General features: G+C 72.6%; 14 protein-coding genes. 5 read left to right on the top strand and 9 right to left on the bottom strand.

Features of this window, described 5'->3' with window-relative positions; all coding sequences use genetic code 11:
• Positions 1–146: 146 nt before the first annotated feature.
• The 3 genes from ACFU7Y_RS01375 to ACFU7Y_RS01365 form a co-directional block, all read right to left on the bottom strand.
• A complete protein-coding gene (locus ACFU7Y_RS01375) occupies positions 147–809 on the bottom strand; it encodes a ferredoxin (protein WP_380765936.1) in 663 nt (220 codons plus the stop codon).
• Positions 810–842: 33 nt separating this feature from the next.
• Positions 843–1,337 (bottom strand): hypothetical protein, encoded by a 495-nt coding sequence (locus ACFU7Y_RS01370; RefSeq protein ID WP_224279054.1) that lies wholly within the window; start codon positions 1,335–1,337, stop codon positions 843–845.
• Between the two features lie 127 nt (positions 1,338–1,464).
• Positions 1,465–1,806, bottom strand: a complete 342-nt coding sequence (locus tag ACFU7Y_RS01365) for an Ig-like domain-containing protein (RefSeq protein WP_224279052.1) — start codon at positions 1,804–1,806, stop codon at positions 1,465–1,467.
• Between the two features lie 179 nt (positions 1,807–1,985).
• Here ACFU7Y_RS01365 and ACFU7Y_RS01360 point away from each other — a divergent pair, with 179 nt between their 5' ends.
• Together ACFU7Y_RS01360 and ACFU7Y_RS01355 are read left to right on the top strand one after the other, a co-directional pair.
• The gene (locus ACFU7Y_RS01360) at positions 1,986–2,369 is read left to right on the top strand and encodes a VOC family protein (RefSeq protein ID WP_224279051.1); all 384 of its coding nucleotides are present in this window, start codon (positions 1,986–1,988) and stop codon (positions 2,367–2,369) included.
• 93 nt (positions 2,370–2,462) lie between these two features.
• Positions 2,463–3,038: a GNAT family N-acetyltransferase gene (locus ACFU7Y_RS01355; protein ID WP_380765933.1), complete on the top strand. Its 576-nt coding sequence runs from the start codon at positions 2,463–2,465 to the stop codon at positions 3,036–3,038.
• Here ACFU7Y_RS01355 and ACFU7Y_RS01350 read toward each other — a convergent pair.
• The 3 genes from ACFU7Y_RS01350 to ACFU7Y_RS01340 form a co-directional block, all read right to left on the bottom strand.
• The gene (locus tag ACFU7Y_RS01350) at positions 2,998–3,486 is read right to left on the bottom strand and encodes a hypothetical protein (protein WP_380765931.1); all 489 of its coding nucleotides are present in this window, start codon (positions 3,484–3,486) and stop codon (positions 2,998–3,000) included. The two genes, ACFU7Y_RS01355 and ACFU7Y_RS01350, sit on opposite strands and share 41 nt — an antisense overlap.
• Before the next feature lie 243 nt (positions 3,487–3,729).
• Positions 3,730–5,169, bottom strand: a complete 1,440-nt coding sequence (locus tag ACFU7Y_RS01345) for an amino acid permease (protein WP_380765929.1) — start codon at positions 5,167–5,169, stop codon at positions 3,730–3,732.
• 29 nt (positions 5,170–5,198) lie between these two features.
• Entirely contained in the window at positions 5,199–6,008 is an 810-nt protein-coding gene (locus ACFU7Y_RS01340) for a gamma-glutamyl-gamma-aminobutyrate hydrolase family protein (protein WP_380765927.1), read from the bottom strand.
• A gap of 56 nt (positions 6,009–6,064) precedes the next feature.
• Here ACFU7Y_RS01340 and ACFU7Y_RS01335 point away from each other — a divergent pair, with 56 nt between their 5' ends.
• The gene (locus ACFU7Y_RS01335) at positions 6,065–6,850 is read left to right on the top strand and encodes a FadR/GntR family transcriptional regulator (RefSeq protein ID WP_380765925.1); all 786 of its coding nucleotides are present in this window, start codon (positions 6,065–6,067) and stop codon (positions 6,848–6,850) included.
• Positions 6,851–7,015: 165 nt separating this feature from the next.
• On the opposite strand, the gene ACFU7Y_RS01330 is transcribed toward ACFU7Y_RS01335, so the two are convergent.
• Both ACFU7Y_RS01330 and ACFU7Y_RS01325 read right to left on the bottom strand, forming a co-directional pair.
• On the bottom strand, positions 7,016–7,891 hold the full coding sequence (locus ACFU7Y_RS01330; protein ID WP_224279042.1) for a DUF3592 domain-containing protein: 876 nt from the start codon (positions 7,889–7,891) through the stop codon (positions 7,016–7,018).
• A gap of 23 nt (positions 7,892–7,914) precedes the next feature.
• Entirely contained in the window at positions 7,915–9,006 is a 1,092-nt protein-coding gene (locus ACFU7Y_RS01325) for a hypothetical protein (RefSeq protein ID WP_224279041.1), read from the bottom strand.
• Positions 9,007–9,345: 339 nt separating this feature from the next.
• On the opposite strand from ACFU7Y_RS01325, the gene ACFU7Y_RS01320 reads away from it, so the two are divergent.
• Positions 9,346–11,151, top strand: coding sequence for a CocE/NonD family hydrolase C-terminal non-catalytic domain-containing protein (locus ACFU7Y_RS01320; protein ID WP_380765922.1), 1,806 nt, complete (start codon positions 9,346–9,348; stop codon positions 11,149–11,151).
• A 226-nt stretch (positions 11,152–11,377) separates the two neighbouring features.
• Positions 11,378–11,611: a helix-turn-helix transcriptional regulator gene (locus ACFU7Y_RS01315; RefSeq protein ID WP_224279039.1), complete on the top strand. Its 234-nt coding sequence runs from the start codon at positions 11,378–11,380 to the stop codon at positions 11,609–11,611.
• 11 nt (positions 11,612–11,622) lie between these two features.
• Here the strand turns inward: ACFU7Y_RS01315 and ACFU7Y_RS01310 are convergent, their stop codons facing one another.
• Entirely contained in the window at positions 11,623–14,808 is a 3,186-nt protein-coding gene (locus tag ACFU7Y_RS01310; RefSeq protein ID WP_380765920.1) for a putative bifunctional diguanylate cyclase/phosphodiesterase, read from the bottom strand.
• Between the last annotated feature and the right edge of the window lie 111 nt (positions 14,809–14,919).

Genomic DNA, 14,919 nt, shown 5'->3' with positions numbered 1-14,919 from the left:
TACCACACTGCATCCCAACACCGTACACCCCCTCTTCGGTGTCCGGGCGCCCCGGGGTTTTCCAGCGCGGCCCGGGGGGCGCCCCCCGCGGGGGGGGGGGGACGCGGGCCGGCCCCCCCCCCCACTCCCGTGCATGCGGCGTCAGGTCAGAGCTCCGGCAGGGGCTCGCCGGTGTGCGGCTCGCGGCGCTCGATGAGCCAGAACAGGTAGCCGCGCAGGTAGGCCTCCAGCCCGTCGTCCAGGTAGGCGGCGTACTGCCGCAGCGCCTCCGGTTCGTTCCGGCTGTCGTTGCCCAGTTCCAGTTCGCCGGCGATCCAGGCCCGCACCTCGTCGCGGCGTGACCACCAGTCGCGCACCGCCTGCGGGGTCCAGTGCCGGTCGCCGTCCCAGGCGTAGCCGCCCAGCGGCTCGCCGTGGGCGATCTCCACCAGGGCGGCCACCTCACGCGGGTCGGCGGGCTGACGGTGGACGAACTCGCAGTGCTCGTCGCCGGAGAGCACGTGCTCGGGGAGGTAGTACGGGCCGTTCAGCCCGCTGTCGGTCTCGCCGGCGTAGAACGGCCCCGGAACGTTCAGCCGACTGCGGTCCGCCCAACGGCCGTCCCCGACCGAGTCGGTGATCTCCCGGGCGGTCGGCAGCGGATCCCAGTACGCCGGCTCCTGCCATGGCCCCTCCACCGGGTGGAGGAGGAGTCGCCCGCGCATCCGGGCGGCGGCCTGCCGCAACTCCGCCTCGTGCGAGAGCCCCCGTCCCCGGTGCAGCAACCGGGCCCACCGGCCGCCCGCCCCGCCTGCCTGCGTCCTTCCCATGCGGCCCAGCCTAGGCCGTGACACCGGGCCGGCTCAGCCGAAGCCGACCTCGGTGAAGCGGCAGCCGCCGCGCTCGGCGTCGGACAGGACCGGGGCCGACGTCAGCCGCGGGGCCTCGCGGACGTACTGGCGGAAGCCGGCCGCGCGGAACCTCAGGTCGAAGGAGTGGCCCTCGATGTGCCAGTGCGGCGAGTCCTGGTGGTCGTCCTCCGGTGCCGACCGGTGCACGTCGGAGATCTCCAGCTCCGGTGTCATGCCCTTGAAGCCGAGGCCGCCCTCGACGTCCCAGACCTCGTCGAAGACGAGCGTCGCGGGGGCGACCCAGAAGGAGAAGCTCTTCGCGGGCCGGACCGGGGCGACCCAGGCGACGATGTAGTCGAGGTCGAGGAGCAGCCTCGGCAGGAAGTCGTCGGTCTGCTGCACGTACAGGCCGTGGACGGTGGCGTCGTGCCAGCCCATCTCCTCGAAGTCGGCGTCGCTCCAGACGCTTTTCGAGAGACCCGACTCCTGGTGGCTTCCGCTGTTCACCCCCGTATCCAACCAGGCCGTGCGCCGTGACCTCGGCGTGGGGCCGAGGCGGGAGGCGGCAGACGGAGTGGGAAGTCGGCCGGGCCGACTTCCCACTCCTCGGGTGTCGATCAGCCGATGGCGTCGACTACACGCCGACCGCGGTGCCGGCGTGGGCGGAAGCCGCCTGGTACTCGTCGTCGCCCTCGAACCGTGCCTCACAGCCTGTGGCCAGGGTGCTGGCGACGATGACCGGGTCGAGGATCTTGGAGCCGGAGTTCAGCTTGGCGATCCCGCTCTGGTCGGTGGTCGCGGAGCCGACCCGTTGGCCGCTCGCGGTGCTGTAGAAGGTGATCTGCCGCCCCACGACCGGCTTGCCGTCCTTGTCGGTCAGCGTCGCCTCGAAGTCGCCGCTGATCGGCGCGTTCGCTATCACGTGGCCGCCTACCGTGCGTGCCTTGAGCTGGACCGGCTTCTTCTCGGAACTCATGGCGTGACCTCCCGGATGCTCTGGGCTACTGCTTCCACCGTAGGCACGTCCGTGAGCGCATGCATCCGGACCGTATTTCCGCAGGCCGGGGTGCCTGCCGGCCTCCTCTGCAGGGGGTGTGCGAGGACCCGGCGCACGTTCGGTGGCGGTCGGCGCGGGGATCGGGGAGACTCGCGCGCATGGTCTCGGTGTTGCAGAACGTGGCGATCGACTGTGCGGATGCCTATGAGCTGGCCCGGTTCTGGAGCGGGGTGACCGGCCGCCCGCTGGATCCCGACTGCCGGCCGGGCGACCGGGAGACCCAGGTGCTGCCGGCGGAGGGCCCGGTGCTGTACTTCAACCAGGTGCCCGAGGCCAAGACGGTCAAGAACCGGGTCCACCTGTGCCTGCGGCCCGAGACCTCGCGCGACCAGGAGGTCGAGCGGCTGCTCGGCCTCGGTGCCACCTTCGTCGGCGACCACCGGAACCCCGACGGTTCGGGCTGGGCCGTCCTCGCCGATCCCGAGGGCAACGAGTTCTGCGTGCTGCGCAGTGACTCCGACCGGGCCGCCGCGCACTCCTGACGCCCGCGCAGCAGAGGCGCGCCGTCCCGGCCGGTTCCGGGAGCGACCGGAAACCGTTTGCCGCAGGCCGGGCGCCCTGCTCGAATCGGCGCTGTGGACACCTACCTGGAAACCGGGCGGATGACGCTCCGGCGCTTCACCGGAGCGGACGCCGACGCCCTGGCCGCCCTGCACGGCCACCCCGACGTCATGCGGTACATCGACGACGGCCGCCCGGTGCCCAGGGACGTCGTCGAGCGGCAGCAGCTCCCGCGCATCCTCCGCGAGTACGACGAACTCCCGGACGGCCAGGGCTGTTTCGCCGCGGTGGAGAAGTCGTCCGCAGCGTTCCTGGGCTGGTTCTCGCTGCGGCCCGCGAGCAGCGTCGGCCTGGACGGCGGTACGGAGCCGGGCTACCGGATCCTGCCGTCCGCCTGGGGCCGGGGCCACGCCACCGAAGGCGCGCGGGCGCTGGTCGGGCACGCGTTCACGCAGCTGGGGGCGGACCGGGTCGTGGCCACCACGATGACGGTCAACACCGCCTCGCGGCGGGTCATGGAGAAGGCCGGACTGTCCCTGGTCCGCACGTTCTTCGAGGAGTGGCCCGACCCGGTCGAGGGGGCCGAGCACGGTGATGTGGAGTACGCCGTCACCCGCGAGGACTGGGCCCGGCGGCGCGAGCACCGGTAGTCCGCCGGTGCTCCGGGTGCAGGTGCGACCAGGCCCCGACGCCCAGGGCCGTCCCGATCCCGAGGAAGGCGCCGACTCCGGCCGGCGCGATCCACCCGGTGATCGGTGTTCCCGCGCTGCCGCCGTCCCCGGTGAGGGCGAGCAGCGCGGTCAGGAGGCCGTAGGGGACCAGTACGGTTCCTGTGCAGGCCAGGACGAGCAGCGGCCGCCGGGGGAGGCGCCGCCCCCATGGCCGGACGAGTGCGCAGGCCAGGGCCAGTCCGGTCAGCGCGAGGACGGCGGTGAAGTCGACGCCGTGCTGTTCGAGCCACACCAGTGCGTCGGGCGCGCCGTTGCGGGTGAACTCGCCTGCCACGTCGAACCCGTCGGCAAGGCCGGCCCTGCCGCCCGCTGCCCAGTAGGTCTTGACGGCGATGTACGGGAGGGCGGCGGCGATGCCCAGTGCCACGGTCCTTCGTGCTGTCGCCGGTGTCGGTGCGTGCACCTTGTCCCCTCCTGTGTCCTCGCCCGGCGGCGGGTGCTGCCGAGTGGTTCCACAGTGCTCGGCCCGGAGAGCCGGGTCGTCCTTCCCGGGGCCCGGTTCCAGGGCGATCCGTCCCTCGCGCGGGGGAGTGGGACGTCGGACCGGCCGACTTCCCACTCCCCGTGGTTCAGGGCCTGGACGGCCGGTGACCTTCAGGCCGGCGGTCGCTCAGTTCGACGGTGTCGGATGCCTCCGTTGCAGCCACAGACCGACCAGGGCCACGGCCACGGTGAGTGCCAGCGCCAGCACGGCATCGGTTCGCGATTCCTGGAGGGCGATCATCACCGCGTACAGCGCGAGGAGCGCGATCAGCGTCACCCAGGTGAGCACCGGGAAGAGCCAGACGCCGGTGCCGGGGACGGGGCGGCGCCCTTCGGCGCGGTCGCGACGGCCGAGTACCAGGTGGGCCGCGGCGATGCCGATCCAGGTGACGTAGACGGTGTCTCCGGCGACGTCGACGAGTCGGCTGAAAGCGGTCGTGGGGTGGAAGACCTGGAGGAGCAGGCAGAGTGCCGCGATCGAGGCGGTGAACAGGATGGCCGTGTGCGGCGCCCCGCGCCGGGAGACGCGGGCGAAGACGGACGGGGCGTCGCGGTCCCGGGCCAGGGCGAACAGCATCCGGGAGCTGGCGTAGACCTGGGAGTTCATCGTGGAGAGCATCGCCGCGAACAGCACGACGTTCAGCACGGTGGACGCGTTGTGCAGACCGAGGTGGCTGAGGGTGGCGGCGAACGGGCTCTGGCCCACGGCGGCGCTGTCCCAGGGCAGGAGCAGGACGACCACGGCCAGCGAGCCGAGGTAGAAGACGGTGACCCGCCACAGGATGGTCCGGGTGCTCTTGCGGATCGCGGCGGCGGCGTCCTGGGCCTCGCCGGCGGCGATGGTCACGATCTCGGTGCCGGAGAAGGAGAACATCGCACCCGAGGTGGCGATGACGACGCCGCTGAATCCCATGGGGAGGAAGCCTCCGCGGTCCAGCAGGTTCCCGGTGCCGGGCGCGGGCGTACCCGGCAGCAGGCCGGCGACCGCGACGATGCCGACGGCGATGAACAGCGCGATCACCGCGACCTTGACCCACACGACCCAGAATTCCATCTCGCCGTAGGCGCGCACGGAGCCGAGGTTGACCGCGGTCACCACGCCGACCAGCACCAGGGCGACCAGCCAGACCGGGAGTGCCGGGAGCCAGCCGTTCACGATCCGTGCGGCCGCGATGGCGTCGATGCACAGCCCCAGGGGCCAGCCGACCCAGTAGATCCAGCCGCTGGTGAACCCCGCCCAGCGGCCGAAGGCCAGCCGGCCGTACACGGCGAAGGCGCCGGTGTCGGGGCGGGTCACGGACATCTCGGCGAGCATCCGCATGACGAGCACGACGATGGCGGCCGTGAGGGCGTAGGCGATCAGGACGCCCGGGCCCGCCTGCTGGATGCTCACTCCGGAGCCGACGAAGAGCCCGGCTCCCACCGCGCCACCGATGCTGATCATGGTCATGTGGCGGCTGAGGAGGCTCTGGGCCAGCTGCGCTCCGCCGCCCGTGGCGGTCGGGTCGCCCGCCGCGCGGTCCCCGACCACCACCGTTCGGCCGCCTCTGTCGCTGTCGTGCGGCATGCTGTTCCCCACTCTTCCCTGTGCGTCGTTCACGACCGCGGCTCCGCTCTCCGCTGGGCGTGCACCTGGGTCAGCAGCGTGCGGAACAGCGGCAGCCGCAGCTCGGGGTCGGGTACGAAGGCCTCGGGGTGCCACTGGACGCCGACGGTCCAGGCCGGGGCACCGGCGGTCCGGGCCGCCGAGGCGCGGGCCTGGGGGTCGGCGAACGCCTCGACGGCTTCCACGCATCCGTCGTCGGCGCGGGCCGACACCCGCAGTCCGTCGCCCACCCGGTCAACCGCCTGGTGGTGACCGGAGGCCACCGGCATCCGGTCGCGTCGGAACACCTCGGCCAGCGTGCTGTCGGCCGACAGCGCGACCTCGTGGACGGCCCACTCGTCACCGGGCGCCGCGTCGTGAGCGACGGAGGTCTCCGGCAGGTCGAGGTGGAGGGTCCCCCCGCGGATGATGTTGAGCAGCTGCATGCCGCGGCAGATGCCGAGCAGCGGCCGCCGGTGCTCCAGGGCGTACCGGATGACGGCCGCGTCGAGCCGGTCCTGTGCGGGGTTGACGTCGTACAGCGCCGGGTGGGCCGGATCGGCTCCGTACAGGGCCGGGTCGACGTCCCCTCCGCCGGGCACCACGAAGCCGCGGCAGTGGGCGAGTTGCGCGTCCAGCGCGTCCTCGTCGGAGTGCGGCCGCACCAGGACGGGCTCGGCGCCGGCCGCCCGGACCAGTGCGACGACGTCGTCGAAGATGCGGTTCGCCTCGCCGATGCGATGGTCGGCGCCCGGCGCGCCGGCATCGCTGAGGCGTACGGGTATCCCGATGAGGGGTGCCGGGTGCTCGGTGAGGCTCATGGTTCTCCTGCGATCACAGCTTGCGGATGAGATGCGAAATCTAGAAGATAGATTTCATGGATGACAAGGGGTGGACGCAACACATCTCGCCGGTACGTTCGGCCGGGGCCGCGGAGGCCATCGCGCGCCGGCTCGGCGAGCTGATCGGCGCGCGGATCCTCGTCGGCGGCGACCGCCTGCTCCCCGAGAAGAGCCTTGCCGAGCTGTTCGGGGTCGCCGTGATGACCATCCGCCACTCGATGGCGGTGCTGCGGGAGGACGGCCTGATCGAGACCCGGCGCGGCCACGGGGCCGGTACCTACGTCGTCCCCGACGTCCTCTCCCGGATCGGCGAGCTGACGGCCCTCCACCCGTACACCCAGGCCGACATCGAGGAGTTGACGTCCTGGCGGATCGCGGTGTCCGGGGAAGCCTCCGCCCGGGCTGCCCGCAGGGCCTCGGAGGCGGGACTGGCCAGGCTGCGCGAACTCGAGTCCGCCGCCGACGCGGCGGTCGCCGACCCGGAGGCGTACCGCACGGCGGACGCCGGACTCCACCTCCACATCGCCGAACTCTCCGGCTCCAGAAGGCTGCTGGAAGCCGAACAGGGCATCCAGCACGAACTGACCCGACTGCTGGCCGGCCACCCCGGAGGCCCGGAGGCCCGGAGTATGCCCGACCAGCGGCACCGCGCCCTCGCCGCGGCGATCGAGGCCCGCGACCCGGCGCAGGCCCGCGAGCAGTTCACGGTCCACGCCGAGGCCACGGCCGACCTGTGCCTCCCCTTCGTCCAGCAGCCGCCCGGTCCCGCCCGGCCCGTCACGCCTCCGGAACGCAGCCGCTCGGCGGCCGCCCGCCACTGACCACCCCGCATGCGCCTCTCGGCTCGACGCTCGACCCCGCCCCGTCACCCGTCCTGCCGGGATGTCCTGATCGGGGAGTCGTCCTGCGGTTGGCGAGCGGGAGGACCGGCCGGACCTCCCCCCAACGGCCCACCGCCCCGACGGCGGCGGGCCGTTGGCGTGTCGTCAACCCGCCGAGGACAGGAGCAGGACCACTCCCGCGACCGCCGCCGCCCCCGTGACGACGAGGCCCACGACCGCACAGCCGAGATCCCCCTGCCCGGACCGGAGTTCGGCCGGGAGGTCCGGCGTGAAGTCGGCCGGGTCGGCGGGGGAGTAGTGGACCGTGACCTCCCTCCCGCACAGAACACCGGCGTCGGGCAGGCCCGAGGGATAGTAGGCGGTGACGGCCGCGCCTTCGTGGGTGGTGAAGGCGACGACGGGCGTCCGGCTGGTCCGGAGGTCGCCGTCCGCGTCGGTCTCGACGGTCTTGAGGACGGCGATGACGCGCCCCGGCACGGGTGCCGTGGCGGCCAGCGTGTCCAGACGGCCTCTCGTGCGTTGCCTCTCCCCGGGCAGGTGGAAGGCGGTGAGGACGGCGAGCGGCCCGCAGACCGCGACCAGGGCCCATGGCCAGCCCCAGTCGATCGAGGCGACGACCACCAGCCCGACGTAGATCAGGAACACCGCGGAGTTCGGCCAGCCGAGCCCCCGCCGGCCCGCCTGGAGGTCGTTGGCGAACCGGAAGGCGTGCGGTCTGCCGGGCGGGTAGCGGACTCCGACCTCCCGGCCCACCCAGGCCGTGGTGATCCGGTCGCCGGTCTCGCTGTCGTTCGTGACGACGAACTCCTCGCCGGTGGAAGGGTCCCGGAAGCGGACGACCACCGCTATCCCGTCCTTCTGGGAGCTCCCGTTCCGGGGCTCCCGCACCCGTTCGATCCGCCCCGTCACCCGCACTGTCCGCTGCGCCCGGGTCACGCCGGCCAGCGACCGTCCGTACCCGACCAGCGCCACGAGGCCGAACACCCCGCACCACAGCGCCAGAATTCCGTGCCAGTTCATGTGCGCCCGCTCCTGTCCGTGGTTCAGTGCACCGAGGTGCGCCGCAGCACCCGGCCCTGTTCGTCGGCCTCCAGCACGGCGTTGCCCTCGGGTCCGGTCACGCTGATCCTGATGGTGAGGGCACCGGCGAGACGGTCGGCGGTGAGCTGCCAGGTCTGCGGGGCGTGGGCGCCGAGGGTGGTCCTGGCTTCCTCGACCAGGGCGGGGAACCGCTCGTAGGGCAGCGACAGCGGATCGAAGTCCGGGGTCTTCGCGCCGGTCGGGGAGAACACGACCGACAGCAGGTTCTCCTGCACGACCACGGCGATCGCTTGGCGTGAGTCCCTCTCCATCGTCAGGGAGTCGACGGCTCTCGGCAGTTCACCGTCGTCGAGGAACGACCGGCCGGGGCCGAGCACGACGGTGCCGGACCCCGCCGACACCACCCTGCTCGACCACGACGAGGAGACCGAAGGCGTCGCGGACGAGGACGGCGGGTCGGCAGCTTCCCGCTCGAACAGGTCCACGCGGAACAGGAGGACGACGGCCGCCGCGCCGAGCAGGAAGCCGAGGAGTCCGACGAAACCGACGCCACGGGCCTCGGGAGGTGCGCTCACCCTGACCGGCCCGGGCACCGAGTCGAGCCGCGCCCCGGCCGCCCGCTCCTCCCACTCCGGAGTCGGTCGCTTCACGATCCTCACCAGCCACGGTCGGTCCGGCGGGTACCGGACCACCAGGACACCGCGCGGCCGGTAGTCGGGGAGGTCGGCGACGTTGATGTCCTGCGTGAACTCCACCCGGAACGCGGGCCCGTCGTCCGGCACGACGGTGAGGTCGAACCGCACCGACCGGTCGGTCACCTCACCCTCGGGGACGTTCAGGCTCTCGACCGTCGCGAGCGCCGTACGCGGGACGACGGCTGCCTCCCTCGCCCGCCGTGGCCAGCCGGCGAGGAGGAGCAGCAGGCCGTAGACGATGGGAATGCCCAGGCCGGCGATGAGCAGCGGCACCTTCTCGATGACGACGCCGACGACCATCGCGGCGAGCGATCCTCCGATCACGCCACCCGTCAGGAAGCCGCGGGCGAGGGCGATCGGCGTGTTGCGCCGGGGCGGCGCACCGGTGGTGATCGTCATACCGGTGATTGTGCCGGGCGGGGCCGGCGGCCGACAGGCTGCGGAGCCAACACGTTTGCGCCGCCCCGGCGAAACGCCGGGCGCCGTCGCGCCAACCCGTGTGCCGCCCGTCCGACCACCGTGCCCTGCGCCTGACTTCGCGGCGGAGCGAGGCTCCTGTGCGCCCCTGCTTTCCCCGTCGGCCCGCTCGCTCGCCGCGGCAAATACCACGGATCGGCGGTCGGCAGGGGAGGATGCCCGTGAACCACCTATCCGAGCGAATCTGACGATCCATCAGTTAAGGCCCGGTCGCTTCGGACCATGATGCGGTCAGTACCCGTCACGGAAAGGGTGGTTCGCATGACCAGCTTCAATGGAGAGCCGATCCCGGCGATCACCGAGACAACGCTGGCCGGCATCGCCGACAACGGCCTCTGGGGCCCCGGCGCCACCGTCAACCAGGCCGTCATCGACCTCGGCAACGGCCTGCTGGCGGCCGCCCAGGGCGTCAAGACCGTCCAGCTTCCGCCGGAGCTTGCCGAGTTGGTGGCCAAGGTGCGGCAGATCGCCGACATCGACGCCACCGTGATCACGGTGGAGGACGGCACCCGGCTGTCGGCGTTCGCCATCAAGCTGGCGGGCGACGAGCCGCGCCCGGTCGTGATCGTGCCCGCCGGCTGGAGCCCGGTCGGCTGGCTGCCCTTCGTCTACGCCTACTTCAAGCTGGCGCTGCGCGGTTACCACGTGCTGGCCTACACCCCCCGCGGCCTGGGCTACCCGAACTGGATCTCCACCTCCGAGGGGTACGTCGACGTCGCCGGACCCAAGGACTGGTCCGACGGGTCGGACGTGATCACCTACGCGCAGGAGCGCTTCAGCCCGAGCCGGGTCGGCTTCCTCGGCGAGTCCTACGGCTCCGGGATCAGCCAGCTGGTCGCCGCGCACGACCGCAGGAAGCGGGTCGCCGCCGTGGTCGCGCTGAGCACCTGGGGCAACCTGGCCACCAGCCTCTACGCCAACAACACCCGGCACGTGAAGGCCGTCGAGCTGCTGGTCGGCTTCACCGGCGGTCCGAAGGAGGAGAAGTTCGACGAGGAAACCCGGGACATCCTCGACAAGTTCGACGAGAACCGCGACCTCGACGACGTGATCGCCTGGGGCAACAAGCGCTCCCCGGAGACCTACCTGAAGGAGACGAACGCGCGCGGCATCCCGACCTTCGTCTCCAACACCTGGCACGAGACGCTCTTCCCGGCCGCCTCGGTGGTCGACGTGTTCAACCGGCTCGACGTGCCGAAGCACCTGAACCTGTGGATCGGCGACCACGGCGCGCCCGAGGGCGCCGGCCTGTCCGGCCTGCTGACCCACCTGCCGTTCCCCGGCCTGCGGGAGCCGGTCCAGGAGGCCTACGACTTCCTGGACCACCACCTGCTCGGCGTCGACAACGACGTCCCGAGCCGGAAGCAGGTGAAGAGCCAGGTCATGTTCACCTACAAGACCAAGCCGGCGCTGGGCGGCGGCAACCGGATCACCGAGGCCGCCCGCCGGGAGGAGTACGCCGCGTGGGCGGACGTCACCACCAGCCGCGAGAACTGGTACCTGACGGGGACCAACGGCGACGGTGACGGCGCGCTGGCCGACAAGGCGGCGGCCGACTGGACGCGGAGCTTCGCCGTCGGCGAGCTGACCAAGGCCACCGCGGTGGACGAGGTCATGGGGACGGGCCAGAAGGAGTGGACGGGCAACCCCCGGAGGTACGTCCTGGCCGAGTTCGAGCGGGACAACCTGCTGGTCTGGTCGACCGACCCGCTGACCGGGCAGGGCGAGGTGGCCCGCCGCATCCGCGGTGCCGCGGAGGTCCGGCTGACGGTGCGCAGCAGCGGGGAGGCCGCCACCCTGGTGGCCTACCTGTTCGACGTCGCCCCGGACGGCACGGCGCGGATCATCGCGCACGAGCCGTACACCGCGCTCGACCTGACCCCGGGCGTGGACGCGACCGCCAGCTGGAAGCTCCAGCCCACCGCCTACGACGTGCCGGTCGGTCACCGGCTGACGCTGGTCGTCAACAGCCGTGACGAGCTGTACTCCTTCGCCGAGGTGAACGGCACTGCCACCATCGGCTCGCCGAGCGGGAGCGAGTCCCGGCTGGAGCTGCCGCTCGGCTGATCCGGCGGGGCGACCGCGGCAGCAGCCGCGCGGCCACGCCGTGCCACGGGGACTCGACCAGCGCTTCCCGGGGCTGGTCGGTCCGGCTCGCGCGAACTCCTGGGCGCGCGGTGGCGGCAGGCGGAAGCCCCAAGCGGAGGTCAAGGAACCTTGACCTCCGCTTGGGTCCCACCCGTACTGACGACATGTCAGACTGTGCGCCCCGCAGGCCGATGAGGAGAATCCGGTGGATCTGGCGCGCCCCCTGATCGAGGACTTCCCCGCCCACCCGGACGGCGACCCCGCCGACGCCCTGGCCCGCGCCGTCCGCGCCCGACGTGCCGCCCTCGGCCTCACCCTCCCCGCACTCGCCGCCCGCGCCGGGCTTCCGGAGGCCGACGTCCGGGCCGTCGAGGCGGGGCACGCGGTGCCCACGCTGGCGCTGCTCGCGGTGCTGTCGCGCGCCTTGCGGAAGGAGTGACGAGCGGCCGCTCAGGCGGGCTCGTAGGAGGTGCTGCGGACCAGGGCGCGGGCCGTGGGGGAGTCCATGGGGTGGGCGAAGAGGTAGCCCTGGCCGAGCGGGCAGCCCATGGCGGCGAGCAGGTCGCGCTGTTCGGGGTGCTCGATGCCCTCGGCGATGACCTGGACGCCGAGGGTGTCGGCGATCCGGGCGATGCCCTCGACGAGGGCGTACTGCTGGGGCGAGTGGCCGAGGCCGTCGATGAAGGACTTGTCGATCTTGAGCAGGGAGATCGGGAACTCGCGCAGGTAGGACAGCGAGGAGTACCCGGTCCCGAAGTCGTCGATGGCGATGCCCACGCCGAGGCCGGACAGGGTGGCCATGTCGGCGTGGATGCGGTCGTCGCGGCGCATCAGCACCGACTCGGTGAGCTCCAGGACGAGGGTGTGCGGGTCGATGCCGGAGCCGGCCAGGGCCTGGCGGACCACGTCCACGAAGCCGGCGTCGCGGAACTGGCGGGCGGAGACGTTGACGTTGACCCGCAGCGGCGGCCGGCCGGCAGCCGTACGGACCGCCGAGCTCGCGGCGTGCCAGGCCGCGGCCTCCTGGGCGGCGCGCTCCAGGACCCAGGCGCCGAGCGGGACGATCTGGCCGCTCTCCTCGGCGAGGGCGATGAACTCGTCGGGCAGCACCATCCCGCGCCGGTCGTGCGGCCAGCGGACCAGTGCCTCGAAGGCGACCAGATCGCCCGAGCGCAGGTCGACGATCGGCTGGTAGTACAGCTGGAAGGCCGATTCCGCGATCGCCGAGTCGAGGTGTTCGTTCAGCTCGTGCCGCTCCACCATCCCGGTCTGGAGGGCCGGCCGGTAGTGGCACCACTGGCGGCGGCCGGCGGCCTTCGCGGAGTAGAGCGCGAGGTCGGCGTGGGTCAGCAGCTCGGCCGCGTCCACGCTGTCCTCGGTGGTCGCCACGCCGATGCTGGCGCTCACCCGGACCGCGCCCGCCTTCAGCTTGAACGGTTCGGCGAACACGGCCAGCACCCCGGCCGCGATGGTGTCCACGTCGGCGGGCCACCGCGCGTCCTCCACCAGGACGGCGAACTCGTCGCCGCCGAGCCGGGCGGCGGTGTCCGAGGCGCGCAGCGCGGTGGAGATCCGCAGCGAGACGGCTACCAGCAGCTCGTCGCCGACCGCGTGGCCCTGGGTGTCGTTGACCACCTTGAAATCGTCCAGGTCGATGAAGAGCACCCCGGTGACGGCCCCGCTGCGCTCGCTCCGGGAGAGCGCGTGCCCGACCCGGTCCTGGAACAGCACCCGGTTGGCCAGGCCGGTCAGCGAGTCGTGGAAGGCCCGGTGGGTCAGCTCGCGCTCCATCTGCCGCTGCTCGGTCACGTCGCGCAGGGTGAGCACCAGGGCGCCGACGGTCGGGTCCGCGCGCAGGTCGTTGAAGCGGACCTCGGCCTCGATCGGGGTGCGGTCCTGGCACAGCAGCCGCCAGTGCTCGCGCGGCTGCTCGCCCCGGGACTGCTCGGGCGCCTCGCGCATCCGTGCCAGTGCCCTGCCGACCTCCCGGCTGTCCTCGGGCGGGACCAGGTCGGTCAGCAGGGTGCCGGCCAGGTTCGGGTGGCCGAGCACCGTCTCGGCGGACGGCGAGGCGTAGCGCACGCCGTCGTCGGCGTCGATGATCAGGATGACGTCGCTGGCGTTCTGCACCAGGGTTCGGAAGTACAGCTCGCTGTTGCGGCGGGTGACCTCCCGGCTCAGCTCCACCCGCTCGACGGCGAGGGCCGCCTGGGCGGCGAGGATCTCCAGCGAGCTCCAGAGGCTGGTCAGCTCCTGCTCGGTGCCGATGACGATGAGCGCGCCGATCAGTGGGTCGCCGGAGGGCCGCTCGGCGAGCGTGAGCGGGCAGACCAGGGCGTACGGCATGCCACCGGGACGGGGGCGGCGGTCGCCGCCGGACCGTGCGGCACCCGGCGGGTCGGCGGCCGTCAGGCCCAGGGCCGCCACGGGTAGCAGCAGGGTCTCCCGCACGGCGGCGAGGTCGAGCACCTGGTCGGACGGCGCGGCGACCCCCGGCCGGGGTCGGGCGGTGCCGCTCCCGGCGTGCCGGACGTGCAGCACCCCGTCCTCGGTCACCGCGAGCAGGGCGAGGTGCCCGGGCTCGGCCGGCATCAGGGTGGAGGCGGCGGCCTGGACGGCGTCCGCGACCTCCTCCACCGCCACGGCCGCGGTCAGCCGGGCGCCCGCCTCGCGCAGCGCCCGTTCGCGGGCGACGGCCTGTCTGCGGTCGGAGACGACCACCGCCAGCCGGGCCAGCACCAGCAGGTAGAGCAGCGCGGAGAAGGCGCCGATCACGCCCGCGTTGCTGGTGTTGCCGGCCAGTGACTCGATGATCAGGATCGCCGGGGCGATCAGCGAGGCGAGGGTGAGCAGCACCAGCCGGGCGGTGCTCAGGTCCGGCTGCTGGGTGGGCACCGGCCGGGTCAGCTCGACCATCGACGGGTGCAGCGCCGCCGCGCCCCAGGCGGTGTAGAACGCGGCCCAGCCGAGTTCGACGGACGTGCCGATGCGCCAGGTGCCGTGCAGTTGGATCAGCCCGTACAGCACGTCGGAGACCAGGATGCCGAGCGAGCCCACGGCGAGCACCCGCAGCGAGCGGGAGCCGGCGCCGCGTGGGGTCAGCAGGCGCAGCAGCAGGGCGAGCACGACCACGTCGCCGAGCGGGTAGGCGATCGAGACGGCCTTCTGGAACCAGCTGAGGTCCGGGTCCCGGGCGTACGGGAGGATCAGGTAGATCCAGGCGAGCAGGGCCAGCCCGATGGTGAGGATGAGCGCGTCGAGCAGCCCGGCGCGGTCCTGACGGGCCGTGCGCCAGCGGATGAAGCCCAGCACGCCGACCGCGTACAACACGTACTCGGCGAGGTAGAAGGCGTCCGCGACGGACGGGAAGGGGTTGGGCAGGTGCAGGATGTCCAGCTGGACGGCCTGCACCGCCTCGCCCGCGGTGAAACTGAGGTTGGCGAGCGCCAGCACGTACCAGAACCGCGCGTGCGCGGGCCGGTTGAGACGGACGCCGACCACGATGGCGGCGACGCCGCCGAGGCCGATGCCCGTCCACCAGATGATCCGCTGGCTCGGATCCGCGTAGTAGATGCCGGTGAACAGCACCATCCAGAGCAGATAACAGACCATCAGGCGTCGGCGCCGGCGAGTCAACGAGGCTACCTCCTCCGCGACATCACCCCGCCCGTCGGGCAGGGGAGTTCGGGCGAGGGCTGGGCGGGCGAGCCCGTGCGGGGCCGACCCGGGTGGGGCGGACGAGCGCTT

The sequence above is a fragment of the Kitasatospora sp. NPDC057542 genome, from assembly GCF_042801945.1.
Taxonomy (GTDB): Bacteria; Actinomycetota; Actinomycetes; order Streptomycetales; family Streptomycetaceae; genus Kitasatospora.
Note: the sequence above shows the minus strand (reverse complement) of the source record. Positions and strands in the feature narration are given on the sequence as shown.

What these genes read in the sequence shown, in the direction of transcription:
- ACFU7Y_RS01375 (WP_380765936.1), bottom strand. Translation starts at nt 809, where the DNA reads ATGGGAAGGACGCAGGCAGGCGGGGCGGGCGGCCGGTGGGCCCGGTTG.
- ACFU7Y_RS01365 (WP_224279052.1), bottom strand. Translation starts at nt 1,806, where the DNA reads ATGAGTTCCGAGAAGAAGCCGGTCCAGCTCAAGGCACGCACGGTAGGC.
- ACFU7Y_RS01360 (WP_224279051.1), top strand. Translation starts at nt 1,986, where the DNA reads ATGGTCTCGGTGTTGCAGAACGTGGCGATCGACTGTGCGGATGCCTAT.
- ACFU7Y_RS01345 (WP_380765929.1), bottom strand. Translation starts at nt 5,169, where the DNA reads ATGCCGCACGACAGCGACAGAGGCGGCCGAACGGTGGTGGTCGGGGAC.
- ACFU7Y_RS01340 (WP_380765927.1), bottom strand. Translation starts at nt 6,008, where the DNA reads ATGAGCCTCACCGAGCACCCGGCACCCCTCATCGGGATACCCGTACGC.
- ACFU7Y_RS01335 (WP_380765925.1), top strand. Translation starts at nt 6,065, where the DNA reads ATGGATGACAAGGGGTGGACGCAACACATCTCGCCGGTACGTTCGGCC.
- ACFU7Y_RS01330 (WP_224279042.1), bottom strand. Translation starts at nt 7,891, where the DNA reads ATGAACTGGCACGGAATTCTGGCGCTGTGGTGCGGGGTGTTCGGCCTC.
- ACFU7Y_RS01325 (WP_224279041.1), bottom strand. Translation starts at nt 9,006, where the DNA reads ATGACGATCACCACCGGTGCGCCGCCCCGGCGCAACACGCCGATCGCC.
- ACFU7Y_RS01320 (WP_380765922.1), top strand. Translation starts at nt 9,346, where the DNA reads ATGACCAGCTTCAATGGAGAGCCGATCCCGGCGATCACCGAGACAACG.